We start from the raw sequence: 15,247 nt of genomic DNA, 5'->3' as shown, positions 1-15,247 counted from the left end.
TCAGTTGCAGACAATCGGAGTTCTGGGATTCGGTTCGATGGGGGCCGGCATCGTAGATCTGTGCGCCCGCGCCGGGCTGTCGGTTTTGGTTCTGGATCAGTCACCGGAGCGGCTCGACGCCGGCCATCGCGCGATAACCGAGTTCCACGCCGCCGGAATCGCTCGCGGTCTGACCGATCCGGCTCTGCTCGAACAGGTTACCCAGCGCATTACCGGGACCGTCGACCCCGCCGACCTGGCCGCTGCCGACCTGATCGTCGAGGCCGTCACCGAAGACGAAGGGGTCAAGGCCGAGGTTCTCGGCAGGGTCGCGACCCACGTGAGCGAGGAATGTGTGATCGCCTCGAACACATCGGGGCTGTCGGTCACCCGGTTGGCGACCTACGTGTCACGCCCCGAGCGCTTTGGCGGTTTGCACTTCTTCAACCCCGCCCAGTTGATGCGTCTCGTGGAAGTGATCCGGCCGATCCAGGCCGACAAAGCCACGGTCAGCACGCTGGTCGCGTTCGCCGAACGGATCGACCGCCACCCGGTGGTCGTCAAGGACCGGCCGGGTTTTCTGGTCAACCACCTGCTCATCCCATACCTCAACCAGGCCATACAAGAGTACGACGACGGGCTTGCCACCTGCGCGGACCTGGCAACCGCGGTGAAGTTGGGGCTCGGCTATCCGATGGGGCCGCTGCAACTTCTCGACCGCATCGGACTGGACACACATCTACACGCCACCGGAGTCATCTACGAGGACACCGCCGACCCGGGATTCGCGGCGCCGGCCCTGCTGCGCGAACTTGTGGCGGCGGGCCGCCTGGGACGCAAGACCGGTTCGGGGATTTCCGATCTCGAGGACCCGCGATGAGCGCAGATGAAGCGGCCTACCAAGACCTGCTCGTCGAATTCGACAGTCCGGTACTTCGGATCACCATCAACCGGCCCGAGGCGGGCAACAAGTTCCGCGACCTCACCGCGATCGAACTCGCTGATGTGTTGCGCCGCTTCCGGTCCCAGCGTGAGCTTCGGGTCGCTGTGCTGACCGGTGCCGGTGATAAATTCTTCTGCATCGGCGGTGAACACGACCCGTTCGACAGCTATGACTACGGCAACGTCATGCCGATCGTGGACGTATACGAACTGATCGATTCGGTGCCCAAGCCGATCATCGCCGCGGTCAACGGGTACGCCGTCGGCGGCGGCAACGTCTTGCACACCGTATGCGACCTGTCCATCGCCTCTGAGCGGGCACAGTTCCGCCAAGTCGGCCCGAGCGTGGGCAGCTTCGACGCCGGTTACGGCACCGCCTATCTCGAAGAAACCATCGGCCGCAAGCGGGCCAAAGAGATGTGGTACCTCAATCGCAAATACACCGCGGAGCAGGCGCTGGCCATGGGGCTGGTCAATGAGGTGACACCGCACGCCGAACTGCCCGATCGGGTCAATGAAGTGATCGACGAACTGCTCGGTCGCGGACCGCAGGCGATCGCGGGACTCAAGGCGGCGTTCTCGGGCCGGCACACCGGTATCGTCGGTCAGGCTCGGATGGCTCACGATCTTCTGCTCACTCAATATCTCAGAACCGAAGAGGCACAAGAGATGTCCCGATCGTTCCGGGAGAGGCAACCACCCGACCCGACGAAGTTCTGGACATGAGCGACCTGCTGCTGGACGTGGTGCGGTCCTTTTCGGATCGCCAAGTGGCGCCCAGGTCGGCGGACATCGATGCCGCCGACGCAATCCCCGACGACCTCGTGCAGGCGATGCGCGAACTCGACCTCGTCGGGCTCACCACCGCCGAGCTTGATGTGGTGCCACTGTTGACAGTGATCGAACAACTCGCGCGGGCCTGCGCCAGCGTTGCGCTGCTCGTCGTGGCGCCTGACGGCACAGTCGGGCAACCACGTTCTACCGTCGGCCTGCGTGGCCTGCGAACGGGAGCGGTGGCGCGCACCCCCGATGCGCTCTTCCGGTATGCCGTCGCCGCGGCGGCGATCGGAAGTGCCCAGTACGCCCATGACCGGACGGTGCTGTATCTGTCATCGCGACGTGCGTTCGGCCGCAACCTCATCGAGATTCCGGTACTGCGCGAAACCACGTCAACATTGCACGCCCGCTTGACCAACGCGCGGCGCGCCGTTCACGCATCGGCCCACACCGAGGATTCATCCGACGTCGAAGCCGTCACTTTCGAGGCCGCGCGGGTGGCTGCAGCCGTCGCGTACAGTGCCATCGAACTGCACGGAGGGTACGGCTACATGTCCGAATACCCGTTGGAACGCATAGCACGAGACTGCGTTTCACTGCGCGCACTGGTGAGTCCACGCTTCGCGGGAACGTGATGGCCAGTCAGCGGATGCGCGAGCTGACCGCCAAGCTCAACGCGGCGCCGATGGTGCACCCGGACGAATCGGTGACAGCGCAGCGCACGAACTTCGACGACATGGACGCGACTTTCGTGCTGGCGTCCGACGTCACGGTCACACCCGCCGAGGTCGGCGGTGTGCCCTGTGACTGGGTCACGGTCGCAGGCGTACGCGACGATTATGTCTGCGTCTACCTGCACGGCGGTGGCTACGCGATCGGTAGCCGGCGCAGTCACCGCGAGGTGGCAAGCCGCTACAGCCGCGCGCTCAACGCCCGCACGTTGTTGGTGGAATACCGGCGCGCACCCGAATATCCCTGCCCGGCCCAACTTGACGATGCCGTCGCCGTCTATGACGCGCTCCTGGGCTCTTGCGTGGTACCGCAGAAGATCGCGGTTTGCGGCGAGAGTGCGGGCGGCGGGCTGACCATCGCTCTGCTGAGCGAGCTCGTCCGCACCGGCCGTCGAATTCCGGCCGTGGCGGCGGTGGTCTCACCGTGGGTCGACCTCACCCTCAGCGGAAATTCCCTAGCCGAGAACGACCGCAGCGACCCGATCGTCGTGCGCGAGGTCATCGTGCGATATCGAGATTGGGTCTGCGCCGGCCTGGCCAACGACGATCCGCGGGTGTCACCGGTCCACGGTGATCTGACTGGACTTCCGCCAACGTTTGTGACCGCCAGCAACTCCGAGATGTTGCGTGACGACGCGCGGTTGCTCGTGGATCGGTTGCAGACCGCGGGGGTGTCGGTCACCGTCGACATACTCGACGAAGCGTTGCACGCGTGGACCCTGTTTCCATACCTACCGGAGTCTCGGCGGACGGTTGAACAGGTCGCGGCGTTCGCTTCGGCCGCCTGGGGCGCGGTAAGCACCTAGGCCAACCGGTCTGCGTCGATGCGGGTGAGGGTCGATGCGGGTGAGGTAAGCCCCAGGCGACCCTCGACACGCCACCTAGCAGTCGGCGTCGCCCGACGTGCCCACGTGCCCCAACTCGTACGCCTCCTCGTCGACACTGCGGTACTGCGTCCAGAATCCGATGACGCTCTCGGCCGCGATAGTGACGATCTCCTGGCGATCTCCCTTGAACCAGCTGTCGACGCCTTGCTGATTCCAAACGGAGTTCGCCAGCCCCGCACGCACCGATTCGGTGTAGCTGCGGATCGCCGCGGGCCGCGGCGCCATCGAGCGGGCCCCCCGCGCGAACATCATCCGCAGACACTCGGTGATGTATCGCGCGTGGCATTCCGCGAAGAACATCGCGTTGCCGGCATGCCCCAGATATGCGGTCGGGCCGGGGGTGAGGAACAGGTTCGGGCAATCCTCAAGCGCCAGACCGAGGTAAGCCTTGGGATCGGCATCCAGACGAGCGGTGACGTCGACTCCGCCCGCACCCGTCACCTGCATCGGCAACAGATAGTGGTCGGCCTGGAACCCCGTCGCGTAGATGATGACGTCCAGTTCGTCCTCGCCGTCGGCCGTTCTCACGCCGGTCGGCGTTATCTCGTCGATACGAGAGGTGTTGAGCCGCACATTGTCCCGTCTCAACGCCTGATACCAGCCGTTGTCGATGAGCATCCGCTTGGTGAAGGGTGGATAGTCCGGCGTCACCAGCTTCACCAGATCCGGGCGGTCGCCGATCTGCTCGTCGATGTACTTCAGGAGCTGGTTTCGGAGCCGCTCGTTGTCCTTGCTGATCGAACCGGGCTTATCCCAGTTCGGGTCGACCGTGATGAACGGGGTGGTGCCGTCACCGAAACGCCAGGACTCCGAGAACCGATTCCACTGGCGGTACATCGGAATCCGTTCGTACAGTTCCCGCTCCCGGCCGGTGAGCTTTCGTCCGTACTTCTCGTGGGTCAGCAGCCACTGCGGGCTTCTCTGGTAGACGACCACCTGCCCGGCGATCGGCGCGATCGCGGGAACGATCTGCTGTGCGCTGGCCCCGGTGCCGATCACCGCGACCCGAAGCCCGCTGAGGTCGACGTTGTGATTCCATCGCGCCGAATGCCAGGATGGGCCTGCGAACGTGTCCTGCCCGGAAATCGCCGGGTACTTGGGGATCCTCAGCAAGCCGGGCGCCAGGATGACGGCGTTGGCGTCGGTGGTACCGGTCGTGCCGTCCGGGCGGCGGAAGCCAACGCGCCACAATGCCGCATTCTCGTCCCAGTGCAGTGTCCGAACCTCGGTGTTGACCTGCACCTTGTCGTCGAAGCCGCTGTCCTGCACGACCCCGCGAAGGTAGGACAACAGCGCAGGCTGCGGGCTGAAGTGCTCGGGCCACCCCGGATCCTGGTGGAACGAGAACGAATAGAGAAGGCTCGGTGTGTCGACCCGACATCCGGGATAGGTATTCGTCCACCAGGCCCCTCCGGGAGAGGGATTGGCCTCTGCGACTGTGAAGTTCTCGATGCCGCGCTCGTGGAGTCGGCGCGCCACCACGATCCCCGTGGCGCCGGCGCCCACGACGAGGATCTTGAAGTCGGCTGGGGCGTTGATCGGCTCCAGTGGCTCGACGGGGCCGATGCCGGTCTGCTCGCGGACGTAGGTCCGGTATTCGGCGGGCACAGGTGCCCCCACTGCCAGATCCATCGCCGCCTGCAACAACTCGTCGTCCGGCACCGGCGGCTGTCGCTCGCCTTCGATGAAGGGCGGCAGAATCTCTGCGGCCTTACGCTCGATATGGTCTCGGTCGGCCAGGTCCAGAATCGCGTTGGGATCACCGGAGAGGTGAGTTACCACTGCCGCAAGCGTTCTACGGTCGGCCTTGCTCAGCAAGGTCATCAGCTCTTCTCCGGTGAGCTCGGATAGCGGCATCGGTGTCCTCTCTTGCCACAACTGGACTGGCACGGCTGCCATGATGTACGTGGGCTCAGTCAGCGGCGCAGCCACCGCCGAACCGATCACGCGTTGCTGCGCTTGCGCTTCCGAGCGGGTCGGCCCATCAGCGGATCGAGCAGACGGTCCGGCAATGCCTTGAACTCGAGCAATGGTTGAGCGAGCCCCGGAATGGCCACCATGCCCCGCTTCCGGTTGCTCCTGAGCACGTCGACCATCCGCTTGGCCACAGCCTCAGGAGTGAGGACGCCGATCCCCCCTGCGCGTGCCTCGATGAAGCCGACGACCTGATCTTCGGCGGCCTTGGAAGCCAGCGGGGTGCCCTTGACCGAGCCGAGAGCAAAGGTGAAAACCCTGATGCCGTAATCCTGGACTTCGCTTTGCAGGTCGAACGCGAACCTGCTCAATCCGGCCTTGGACGGTATATAACAGCCGAGGTGGATCATCGATATCTCACTGGACAGTGAACCGGTGGTCGTGATGGTTCCCGTACGCCGCGAGATCATGCTCGGTAGCACCTGCCGAACCAGTTCCATATGAGCGATCATGTTGACCGTCACTGTCTTTCGGATCTGCTCGGTGGTGTACTCCTGGAACGGTCCGGACGGGCAGATCGCGGCCATGCACACGAGTATGTCGACTGGACCGTTGATTGCCTCTGCCCGGGCGACCATCCCATCGAGCTCGTCGAGGTTCGACAGATCGGCCGCGATGGTCGCAGCCCCGGTCTCGCGACCGACGTCCTCGAGCTCGGGTCCTGCCAAGGCCAGCACGGTGACTTTCGCCCCCTCGGCCACCAACGCACGGGTCAGTGCCGCCCCGACGCCGGTTGACCCCCCGATGATGAAGGCATGGGCGTTGCAGAGATCCATCTGATCAAAGTCCCTTTCGTGAACGATCTGCACAGATGTTGCCGCGCAGGTGATACCGGATGCCGGACAGCGCTTTGTTTTTCGCCATCTGTCCGGCCCCGACGTGGAAACCGCCGGGCTCAGCCGGCCTTGGGCGCAGCATCGAAGAGCAGATGGATCGGACCCCAGTTCCGCAGCGCGACACCGACGTACTGGGGCTTTTCGGCTTCCGGGTTGATCCGCAGATTGGGCATTCGGCTCAGCATCGAGGCGATTGACATCTCCATCTCATACCGGGCGAGGAAATGCCCTGGGCACTTGTGCAGGCCCACGCTGAAGGTGATGTGCTTACCCTTGGGACGGCTGATGTCGAAGTCCTTGGGCTCTGAGAACACGTCCGGGTCGCGGTTGGCGCCTGCGATCGAGGTATAGAGCTGGGTGTCCTTCGCAATGGGGCAGCCTGAGATTTCGACGTCCTCTTCGGTTGCCCGCCAGAAGATCTGCACGGGCGGGTCGAATCGCAGTGACTCTTCGACGAATGCCGGAATGAGCGACGGGTCGGCTACCAACTTGTCGTACATGCCCGGAATCGTGAGCAACCGATAGATCGCGTTGCAGATACTGTTGGTGACGGTTTCGCTTCCCGCCATGAGCAGGTCACGCGCGACGATCGTGACGATCTGCTCGTCGGTCAGCGGGGCGCCGTCTTCGGTCATTCCGATCAGCAGGGTGAGCAGGTCGTCCGCTGGGTTGGCCCGGTGATCGGCGATGACCTCCACCATCCGCGCCTCCATCTTCTGCTGTTCTTCGCGCGCCCTGCGCGCAACGTCCTCGGCATCGGGAGGCGAGTTGAACAATGCGTGCCGAGCGTGTCGGTACGACAGAAGCAACGGGAAGTCGGTTCGTTCCAGACCGAATAGTGTGCCGATGATATGCGCGGGCAACTTCTCGGCGAAGTCGGCGTATACCTCCATGTGCCCGGTGGGCAGCTTCGCGTCGATCAGCAGGTCGATCTCGGACTGCACGACCGACTGAAGGCGGGGCTGAATGTTCTTGAGGCTCAGTAGCTGGTTGAAGGTCCGCACCCGGTCCTTGGGCTGATGTTCTTGATACTGCTCCTCGGGACGGGCCTGCAGGCGGAAGCGCGCGTTGTTGAACATGACGGTGTACACATCGTCGAACCTTGTCACCAGGTAGCCGCGCAACATGGGATCCCAGGAGACCGGACAGTTGCTTCGAAGGTCGTCGAGGTACGCGAAAGGCTCACCAGGCGTCTGCTGAAAGAGCGAGCTGGTCGCATCCTGAGTGGTCATGCAGTTTCTCCTTTGCGGTGGTCACACCGTCGTGGACAGCGAATGCGCGTCCTCACTATCGGCGTTGGTAGCGAGCTGCACGGCACCGAATCACCCTGCAGGCGCGCTTGTTCGGCGAACTGGCCATCACGGCGCGGACCACTCAACACGTGTAAGCCCGTCCGAGCAGACACACCGGCTAACCGACCGAAATGCACATGTCCGACAATAGCCACACCCGCCATTAGACGTCAACTGTCAGACTCTAACTCCGACCGTTCGTTTCCAGCCGACGGCGAAGCCGTCGGTGCGAGGTGATCGAGGCGAGAAGGGCTGCCGGCCGACCGGCAGCGCAGCAGCGGCGACAGCTCCGCTCAGCGACCCGCTTGCGACGGATACAGCATCGTCTGCCATGTTTGGCGACCGTTGGCGCTGTGAGCCAGGTTGCTCTGGGTGTAGATCCGTCCGTCGGGCCCCAAATACGTGCCGGTGGCCGGATCGTATTGGGCACCAACGATCAGGGGCACCTCCGGCACCGGAGCAAGGACAGGTTCAGCGGCGGAGACGGTGGGTTCGGGGGCCTGGGCGTCCGCCGAGTGTTGCGGAACGTCCTGCCCGGAGAGGGTGGCGTTGGCATCACCCTTCCAGTTGTCGCCGGCGTTGAGCGCCACGTATTGCTCGTCGCCTTCACACATCCTGGCTGTCGGAGCCCGTTTACCGGGATGGGTGATGCAGGGGTAGTTTCGCGCGCCGCGGACATTGAACATCGAGTCCTGAGGTATGCGGCAGTACAGGTCGCCGCTCGGGGCGTCCGGGTAGTCGGTGATACTGGCCGAACGCCGTTGCTGTGCGGGCAGAAAGCCGGTGGTGCACGGGGGCGGCAGGTTGAGATTGAGGTTGAAGTCCAGAAAGGCGCCCTTGTAGTCCTGTTTGGTGTTCAGGTTCGGAATCCCCCCGGCCTGCATGTTGGCAACGCCCTGCGGCAGCAGCACCAGTATCTGCTCCAGCGCGGGTTGGTAGGTGAGGGCGACCTCTCCGACGCTGGCGAGGTTGGCCATCAGGATCGGCACTGACGGTTGCAGGCGCTGCATAAGTTCGCGGGCCTGTTCCGCCGACGCCGGCCCTTTTCGGAAGACCCCGGCCACGGCCGCGTCGGCGTCGCGAAGTCCGCCGGTGATGGCGGCGAGGTTCGCCGCCCACGCCGTGATGGCCGGCGCGGTATCGATCTGGGAATCGAGTACAGGTTGAGATTGTTCGATGAGCCCGACGAGGTGGTCGAGGTTGGTGCGAGCATCGATGGCAAGTTGCGTGGAGCCTTTGACGAACCGGGCGATGTCGGGACCCAATCCGCCGAGCGCGATGTAGCTTTCGTCGATCACGGTGCGCAGGTTGTCCTGCGGGATGGTCTCCAGACCACGGTTGGTCGCGTCGAGTACCGAATTGATGTTTGGCGGCACCCAGGTGCGACTCCGCGGGATCACGTCGCCGTTCTTCAGTGGTGCCGCGGTGGCATTGCGCGGTTGCAGCGCAATGTACTGCTCGCCGATGGCCGATTGGCTGTGTACCTGTGCGTCGAGATCTGACGGGATCTCGATGTTCGACTTGAGGGAAAGGACCGCTTCCACCCCGGTGTCGGTAAGCCGGACATCCACGACACGCCCGACTTCGGTGCCGCTGTAGGTGACGTTGCCGCTGTCGTAAATGCCTCCGGCCTCAGGCAGTTCCACAGTGACGGTGTAGCGGCCGACGCCGAATAGCAGCGCAGGCAGCTTCACGTATCCGAACATCATGACGGCGCCGGCAACCAACGCGATGACGATGAAGAGCACCAGCTGAATGCGGACCCGCTTGTGGAGGTGCATATCACGGTCCCTGGTCGAGGTGATAGGGCACTACCAGAGGGTTACCTGCGGTAGCGGGGCTGGGGAGTTGACCGATGGTGCGGCCCCACTGCATCTCCAGTTCCGTCAAGTCGCCTTCCCACCGGGTACCGGTGAACAGTGAGGTGTCGATTCGACTCAGTGTCAGGTCGACCACCGCCGTCAGGTTCGCGTAATCGCCGCGCACCCAATTTCGGATGTTCTCGTTGGGCCACGGGTAGGTGGCCAGAGCACTCAGCGCTCGGGTCAGCGCGGGTCCCGCATTGGCAAGCGATTCCAGAACCGGGCCCAGCTGTTTGAGTTCGGCGGCCAGCGCGTCCTTGCTCTTGTCGGAGACATCGCCCGCCACCGCAAGGAATTTGCCCAACTGGTCGACTGCTTCGACGAAGGGGTCACGCTGCTCGTTGAGCACCTTCAGCGCGTCGGGAATCACGCGGAGCGCGGTATCGACAACCGGTTTCTGCGCGGCGACCTTACCGACAAGGCTGTTGAGGCTCTCGGTGGCGCTGAGGATGTCCTGCTTTTGCGTATCCAGGTTCGCGGCGAACTGGTCGAGTTGTTCGACGAAGCTGCGTAAGTCTTTGTCCCGGCCGGCGAAGGCGGTCGAGAATGCCTTTGTGATGTCTTGGATGCGGCCGATCCCACCGCCGTTCAGGAGCAGCGAGATAGCCGCCAGTGTCTGTTCGGTGGTGGGGTAGACCGAGCCCCGCGACAGCGGGATCAGTGAGCCCTGACGCAGCTTGCCTTCGGGCGGCTCATCGGTCGGGGTGGCCAGTTCGATGTGTATGGAGCCCAACAGACTTGTCTGGCCCACCTTGGCGGTGACGTTGCCCGGGAGGTCGACATCGGCGTTGAGCCTCAATGTGGTCAGCGCATGCCAGCCTTGTCTTTCGATCTTGGTGACGTTGCCGACGGTGACGTCACCGACGCGGACCCGGGAATTCTGCTGGATGTTGATGACGTCGGGCAACTGCGCCTGGACCTCGTAGGCGCCGGGACCGTCGCCTTCGGTGCCCGGCAGTCGCAGCGAGTTCACCCCGCGCCATCCGCAGCCGGCCAGGGCAACGACGGTCAACATCAGCACGGCGCTTATCACGCTGTGGCGTAGCTGGTTTCGCGTCATGATCCACCGCCAGGCACGACCATGAGTCCGGGCAACCCGTCAGCGGGATCGGTCGCCGCCGCCGCATCGCCCGCTGTGGTTGGCATCTCGGCGGGCGACGACGGACCGGGAGCAGGCGGCGGCGATGGCGGGTAGCCCGGACGCAGCCAGTCCTCGCTGTATGTCACTTCGTTCGGCCGGGCCTGTGCGTTGACGAAAGGGTTGAGCCCGATCGGCGGGAAGTTGTATTGGCGGTTCTTGACGATCGGCGCGAGATACTGCACGCAGAGTTTGGCCGCCTGTTCGGCCCGCAGCCGCGATGCGGCCTGGATGGCCCCGCACAGGAACGTAATGGGGTCCGAGAAGTTGTTGATCGCCAGCGCCCCGGTCAGTGAGGCGTGCGCGGGTTCGTAGATGTTGACGAAGTTCTGAAAGGCGGTCGGGCCGACGTGCAGCGTCTGTTTGACGTCGTCGATGCTGTCCGCCACCGCTTGTGAGATCGACGTCAACCTATCCGAGGTGGTACCGAGCGCCTCACGATTGTCGGCAACAAAGCTGTCCACCGCCCCGGCAACGTTGTCGACGTCGACGAACATCTGGCCGAGTTCGTTTCCTTCGTTGGCCAACAGCGCGGTCACCGATGCCAGGTTGAGGTTGAGTTCACGCATGAGCACGGTGCTCGACTGAAGCGCCGACACCAGGGTCGCGAGGTTCCTCACTGTGGAGAAGATGTCTTGGCTGTGATCGCCGAGGGTCGAAAACACCTGCGATAGTTCGATGATGGAGTCCCGGATGTTCATGCCCTGACCCCGCAAGTTGTCGGCAGCCGTGTTGATGAACTCCCCGAGCGGACTGGCTCCCCCTGGTTGGGTCGGCTGCAGCATGTGCGCGAGCCTTTCCAGTTGTTGACGAAAATCATCCCACTCGACGGGGACGGCAGTTCGCGCCAGCGGGATCACCTCGCCGGTACGCAACACCGGGCCTCCGGTGTAGACCGGCGTGAGTTGGATGGCTCGAGACGTGATCAGCTGGGGCGAGAGGATCACGGCCTTGACGTCCGCCGGAACCTGGTAGGTGTCGTCGAACCAGAAGCTGACCTTGGCCCGGCCGGGAAGTGGCTCGATCGTGTCGATCTCGCCGACCCGGACACCGAGAATCACCACGTCGTCACCGGGGAATATACCGTTGCTGTTGGCGAAATACGCTGTCACGTGGGTTCGTCCGGCCTTCGCCGAACCGTTGACGGTGACCACTCCCCCGATCAAACTGAGCACGAAGACGATCGCGAGGGCGACTCGGACACTGGCGGTACGACTCATTGGCCACCGCCCATCGGCGGGGAGGCCTCGGCCGGCCCGGGAAGGTCCGCGGGCGCGGGCGTTGGCACGGCTCCGGCCGGAGACTCCGCGGGAGGCCCGGGTGGCGGACCGCCCGGCGGCGGGGCAGCAGCCGGCTCGCGGTAGGGATAGCGTGGATCAGCGGGGTTGCCCGTGATCGCTTCGGGTAACGTCAGATTCGGTGCACCGCCCTGCCCCGTTCGCGGGTACGGAACTGGGAGAGCCGGTGTGCCCGGTTGACCGATCTGGGGGTCGGTGCGCTGCGATGGCAGCAATACATTGGGATCGAGCCCCAGGTCCGAGAAGGCCGCCTCGACGAAAGGTTGCACGAACTGTCCTGGCAGCAGGTTGGCGACGTAGGCCTTGAAGAACGGGCCCGAGGACACCGACTCTCCGAGCGACAGGGCATATACGTTCAACATCTTGACGGACTTCTGAATCTGCTCCTTGCGGTTGTCGATGATCGTCAGAGCACCGTTGAGCTTGTCGAGCATGGGACGCAACTGCTCGTGGTTGTCGTTGACGACGGCCGACACCTGGTTGGCCAACCCCGAGATGTTGACGCCGAGATGGTCGAGTCCCGCGCCCTGATCCTGCAACGCCACCAACAACGCGTCGGTGTCGGCGATCAGGCCGACCACCTGTTGGCTGCGCTCACCCAGCACGGTGGCTGCCTTGTTGGCGTTGGCCAGCAGGTCGCGCAGCTGTTGATCGCGCTCGTTGAGGGTCTTCGAGAACCGGGCCACACCCGAGACGGCGATCTGCAGATCCGGTGGGGTGTCGCGGAAGGTCTCTGCCAAGGTTTCCAACGCTGTGCTTACCGCGTCGGTGTCGAGTCCGCTGACCGCCGCGGTCAGATCCCCCAGCGCGTCAGGCAACTGATAGGCCGGGATGGTGCGATCCAGCGGAATAGGCGCGGTAAGGGCGTTCTTCCCGCGTGGCACGACTTCCAGCACTTTGGCGCCCAGCAGGCTCTTGGTCTTGACCATGGCTTCGGTGCGATCACCCAACCGGACATCTCGCCGCACGTCGAAGGTGACCAGTACCTTGGGGCCGTCCAATTTCACCGAGGACACCTCACCCACCTTGAAGCCGGCGACCTGGACGGCCGCACCTGCGGGAAGCCCGCTGGCTTCAGCGAAGTACGCCGAATACTGTGCCGAGGAATCGAAGAACGGCAGCTTCTTGTACTGCAATGAGCCGGTGACGGCCGCGGCGACCACCCCGACGCCGATGGCGGCGATGATGACCGGGTTGCGTTCGGAGAAGGATTTCATTTCGCCGTGCACCGGCCCGTGTCCTGACCGGCCAACTTCACGTACACAGGTTGACCGCCCTTCCCGTTGAGCTTGAGTACCACGTCGCATAGGTAGAAGCTGAAGAAATCCCCGTAGAGTCCCAGCCGGTTGATGGCCTGATAGGCATCGGGCAGGGTCTTCAGCAGATGGTCGAAATATTCATGGTCGGCCACAACGATTCCGGCTGTCCGATCCATCTCGTGCACAACTTTCGGCACCGCCGGTCCCGCCCGACTGAGCAGATCCGTCAACGACGCCGCACCGGTACTGATGTGGGCCACTCCGGAGCTGATCTCGGCTTTCTGGTCGGCCAGCCCGCCCACGAGCTCAGATACCGAGTCGATCGCCGTGGCGAACTGGTCGGTTTGGTCTCCAAGCGATCCGAGCACCGTGTTGAGATTGACGATGACCTGACCGATGAGCGAATCACGGTCCGCCAACGTGTTGGTCACCGAAGCAGTCTGGGCGAGAAAAGAACTGATCGTCGCGCCCTGACCTTGGAACGCCTGGATCAACTGCGACGACAGCGCGTTGACCTGAACCGGGTCGAGCGCCTGAAAGAGCGGACGAAAGCCGCCGATCAGCGCGTCGAGGTCGAGCGCGGGTTCGGTGTGATTCATCGGAATCGTCTGACCGGGCTGGAGTCGTTGAACGGAACCGACGCCGTCGCGCAGCTCGAGATAGCGACCGCCGATCAGGTTGTCGTAGCGAATCGACGCCCTGGTGGCTTCGGTCAACACGACGCTGTCATCTGCCGAGAACTCGACCAGCGCGGTCGCCTCGGGACTGATCGAGATCTCGTTTACTTTGCCGACCTCAACGCCGGCAATGCGCACGAAGTTTCCTTCTTCGAGGCCACTGACGTTGGCAAACTCGGCGCGGTAGGTTTTTTCGGCTTGAAACCGCAACTCTCCGAACACCATTATCACCGCAAAGGTGCCGAGCACGCACACCACTACGAAAAGGGTGAGGCGCCACACCGCGCCGAAAAGGTTGTCTGTCATGGCGTTGAACCCCTGCTGCCTGCCGCCAGAGGTGCCTCTGGGGGTGGTATCGGACCGCTGGCCGGTGGTGGACGTTGTGGATCCATACCGGGGGGTTGGGGCACCGCCCGGGTTACGGGGAAGTAGTTCACCCACCACGGGTGCCCGATACCGGGATTCGACCGGATGTCCTGACCGGTACCCCACCCGGTGTTGGTGACCAACTGGCGCACCGGGAAGTTCTTCGATGCGTCCGGCAGCGAGCCGCACCCCGGTCGTCCGCCGGGCCCGCCCTTGGCCGCCACGATGGGCAGGTGGTCTGGGTAGCGATATGGGTTGTCGCCCAGCAGAATCGACGTGTCAATGATCAGTGACTTACCGTTGCCGCCGAAGGCGGCGTACCCACCATTGTCCAGCCACCACTTGGCGCCGACCAACATGCAGGTGAACTCGGGGTTGTACTTCATCAACAGCCCGGTCGTGGGTTCGGCGACGTTGATCGCACGAATCATGTTGTCGTGGCCTGGTGCGACGGCTTCAACGCCCACCCGGCCGAATCCCGCCACCGCTAATAGCAACCCGTTCAGCTCGGCTGCACGCGTGCTGATCGTGGTGCTCGTCGCACTCACCGCATCCAGTACGGTCAGGATATCTTCGGCCGCTGCATCGTAGGTATCGGCGAATCCCCGCAACGCGCGCCAGTCCCGCGCCACGGTGTCCATCCGTGGGTTGACCGCCATGAGTACGTGGTTCGCATCGGTCGTGGCGCGTCCGATCCGCTCGCCTTGCCCTTCGACCCCGTCAGCCATGGCACTCAACACAGCGTTCAGCTTCGGCGGGTCGACATTGCGCAGCACGTTGAGCAGGTTCTGAAACACCGTGTTGACCTCGGTGCTGACATTTCGGGAGATCAACTCGGCGCCAGCTGAAAGCCGTTCGGCGCTGGGGTGTTCCGGGTAGATCAAATCCACGTATTTGGCGCCGAACACGGTGGTTGCCCGGATCTCGGCTGTTACGTTGGCCGGGATGAACTTGACCTGATCCGGGTACAACTCCAGCTTCATGCGCACCGGGCGTCTGCCCGCTTCGATGCCGGCGACACGACCGACCTGCACGCCGCGCATCTTCACCTTGGCGCCGGACTCCATCACCAATCCCGAGCGCTGCGATGTCAGCGTCACCGGGACGAACGATCGGAATTTCTCGGCGAACAGGGCCGACGAAAGTAAGACGAACAACACACAGAACACGACCAACAAAGCTGTCCACCACAAGGGGTTGATACGGCGCTGGCCAGATCCGGTCGCCAC

The 15,247-nt window shown here is 63.7% G+C and carries 13 protein-coding genes; 4 read left to right on the top strand and 9 right to left on the bottom strand.

Features of this window, described 5'->3' with window-relative positions:
* The first annotated feature begins 4 nt into the window (after window positions 1–4).
* Genes K3U96_RS07075 through K3U96_RS07060 form a run of 4 tightly spaced genes read left to right on the top strand, consistent with a single transcriptional unit; the run spans window position 5 to window position 3,235 of the window.
* The gene (locus K3U96_RS07075; RefSeq protein WP_230982390.1) at window positions 5–859 is read left to right on the top strand and encodes a 3-hydroxyacyl-CoA dehydrogenase family protein; all 855 of its coding nucleotides are present in this window, start codon (window positions 5–7) and stop codon (window positions 857–859) included.
* Window positions 856–1,647: an enoyl-CoA hydratase-related protein gene (locus K3U96_RS07070; protein ID WP_220692517.1), complete on the top strand. Its 792-nt coding sequence runs from the start codon at window positions 856–858 to the stop codon at window positions 1,645–1,647. The genes K3U96_RS07075 and K3U96_RS07070 overlap by 4 nt, the downstream gene beginning before the upstream one ends.
* Window positions 1,644–2,333 carry an acyl-CoA dehydrogenase family protein gene (locus tag K3U96_RS07065; RefSeq protein ID WP_220692516.1) on the top strand — a complete coding sequence of 230 codons (690 nt, stop codon included), beginning with the start codon at window positions 1,644–1,646 and terminating at the stop codon, window positions 2,331–2,333. The genes K3U96_RS07070 and K3U96_RS07065 overlap by 4 nt, the downstream gene beginning before the upstream one ends.
* A complete protein-coding gene (locus tag K3U96_RS07060) occupies window positions 2,333–3,235 on the top strand; it encodes an alpha/beta hydrolase (RefSeq protein ID WP_230982479.1) in 903 nt (300 codons plus the stop codon). Before K3U96_RS07065 ends, K3U96_RS07060 begins: the two co-directional genes overlap by 1 nt.
* 75 nt (window positions 3,236–3,310) lie before the next feature.
* Here the strand turns inward: K3U96_RS07060 and K3U96_RS07055 are convergent, their stop codons facing one another.
* The 9 genes from K3U96_RS07055 to K3U96_RS07015 form a co-directional block, all read right to left on the bottom strand.
* Window positions 3,311–5,173 carry a flavin-containing monooxygenase gene (locus tag K3U96_RS07055; RefSeq protein WP_220692514.1) on the bottom strand — a complete coding sequence of 621 codons (1,863 nt, stop codon included), beginning with the start codon at window positions 5,171–5,173 and terminating at the stop codon, window positions 3,311–3,313.
* 86 nt (window positions 5,174–5,259) lie between these two features.
* On the bottom strand, window positions 5,260–6,099 hold the full coding sequence (locus tag K3U96_RS07050) for an SDR family NAD(P)-dependent oxidoreductase (RefSeq protein ID WP_220692513.1): 840 nt from the start codon (window positions 6,097–6,099) through the stop codon (window positions 5,260–5,262).
* Window positions 6,100–6,185: 86 nt separating this feature from the next.
* Window positions 6,186–7,358: a cytochrome P450 gene (locus tag K3U96_RS07045; protein WP_220692512.1), complete on the bottom strand. Its 1,173-nt coding sequence runs from the start codon at window positions 7,356–7,358 to the stop codon at window positions 6,186–6,188.
* Between the two features lie 353 nt (window positions 7,359–7,711).
* Window positions 7,712–9,199, bottom strand: coding sequence for an MCE family protein (locus K3U96_RS07040; protein ID WP_069404933.1), 1,488 nt, complete (start codon window positions 9,197–9,199; stop codon window positions 7,712–7,714).
* 1 nt (window position 9,200) lies between these two features.
* On the bottom strand, window positions 9,201–10,340 hold the full coding sequence (locus tag K3U96_RS07035; RefSeq protein ID WP_220692511.1) for an MCE family protein: 1,140 nt from the start codon (window positions 10,338–10,340) through the stop codon (window positions 9,201–9,203).
* Window positions 10,337–11,638 (bottom strand): MCE family protein, encoded by a 1,302-nt coding sequence (locus K3U96_RS07030; protein ID WP_220692510.1) that lies wholly within the window; start codon window positions 11,636–11,638, stop codon window positions 10,337–10,339. Before K3U96_RS07030 ends, K3U96_RS07035 begins: the two co-directional genes overlap by 4 nt.
* Complete coding sequence (locus K3U96_RS07025; protein ID WP_220692509.1) at window positions 11,635–12,933, bottom strand: MCE family protein; 1,299 nt, start codon at window positions 12,931–12,933, stop codon at window positions 11,635–11,637. The genes K3U96_RS07030 and K3U96_RS07025 overlap by 4 nt, the downstream gene beginning before the upstream one ends.
* The gene (locus K3U96_RS07020) at window positions 12,930–13,958 is read right to left on the bottom strand and encodes an MCE family protein (RefSeq protein ID WP_069404929.1); all 1,029 of its coding nucleotides are present in this window, start codon (window positions 13,956–13,958) and stop codon (window positions 12,930–12,932) included. Before K3U96_RS07020 ends, K3U96_RS07025 begins: the two co-directional genes overlap by 4 nt.
* Window positions 13,955–15,247: an MCE family protein gene (locus K3U96_RS07015; RefSeq protein WP_220692508.1), complete on the bottom strand. Its 1,293-nt coding sequence runs from the start codon at window positions 15,245–15,247 to the stop codon at window positions 13,955–13,957. Before K3U96_RS07015 ends, K3U96_RS07020 begins: the two co-directional genes overlap by 4 nt.

It is taken from the genome of Mycolicibacterium holsaticum DSM 44478 = JCM 12374, assembly GCF_019645835.1.
Lineage (GTDB): Bacteria > Actinomycetota > Actinomycetes > Mycobacteriales > Mycobacteriaceae > Mycobacterium > Mycobacterium holsaticum.
This window is presented reverse-complemented; position numbering and strand designations above follow the sequence as displayed.

Bases quoted from the DNA above. Each gene is read 5' to 3' on its own strand.
- K3U96_RS07070 (WP_220692517.1), top strand. From the start codon at position 856: ATGAGCGCAGATGAAGCGGCCTACCAAGACCTGCTCGTCGAATTCGAC.
- K3U96_RS07065 (WP_220692516.1), top strand. From the start codon at position 1,644: ATGAGCGACCTGCTGCTGGACGTGGTGCGGTCCTTTTCGGATCGCCAA.
- K3U96_RS07060 (WP_230982479.1), top strand. From the start codon at position 2,333: ATGGCCAGTCAGCGGATGCGCGAGCTGACCGCCAAGCTCAACGCGGCG.
- K3U96_RS07055 (WP_220692514.1), bottom strand. From the start codon at position 5,173: ATGCCGCTATCCGAGCTCACCGGAGAAGAGCTGATGACCTTGCTGAGC.
- K3U96_RS07045 (WP_220692512.1), bottom strand. From the start codon at position 7,358: ATGACCACTCAGGATGCGACCAGCTCGCTCTTTCAGCAGACGCCTGGT.
- K3U96_RS07040 (WP_069404933.1), bottom strand. From the start codon at position 9,199: ATGCACCTCCACAAGCGGGTCCGCATTCAGCTGGTGCTCTTCATCGTC.
- K3U96_RS07035 (WP_220692511.1), bottom strand. From the start codon at position 10,340: ATGACGCGAAACCAGCTACGCCACAGCGTGATAAGCGCCGTGCTGATG.
- K3U96_RS07030 (WP_220692510.1), bottom strand. From the start codon at position 11,638: ATGAGTCGTACCGCCAGTGTCCGAGTCGCCCTCGCGATCGTCTTCGTG.
- K3U96_RS07025 (WP_220692509.1), bottom strand. From the start codon at position 12,933: ATGAAATCCTTCTCCGAACGCAACCCGGTCATCATCGCCGCCATCGGC.
- K3U96_RS07020 (WP_069404929.1), bottom strand. From the start codon at position 13,958: ATGACAGACAACCTTTTCGGCGCGGTGTGGCGCCTCACCCTTTTCGTA.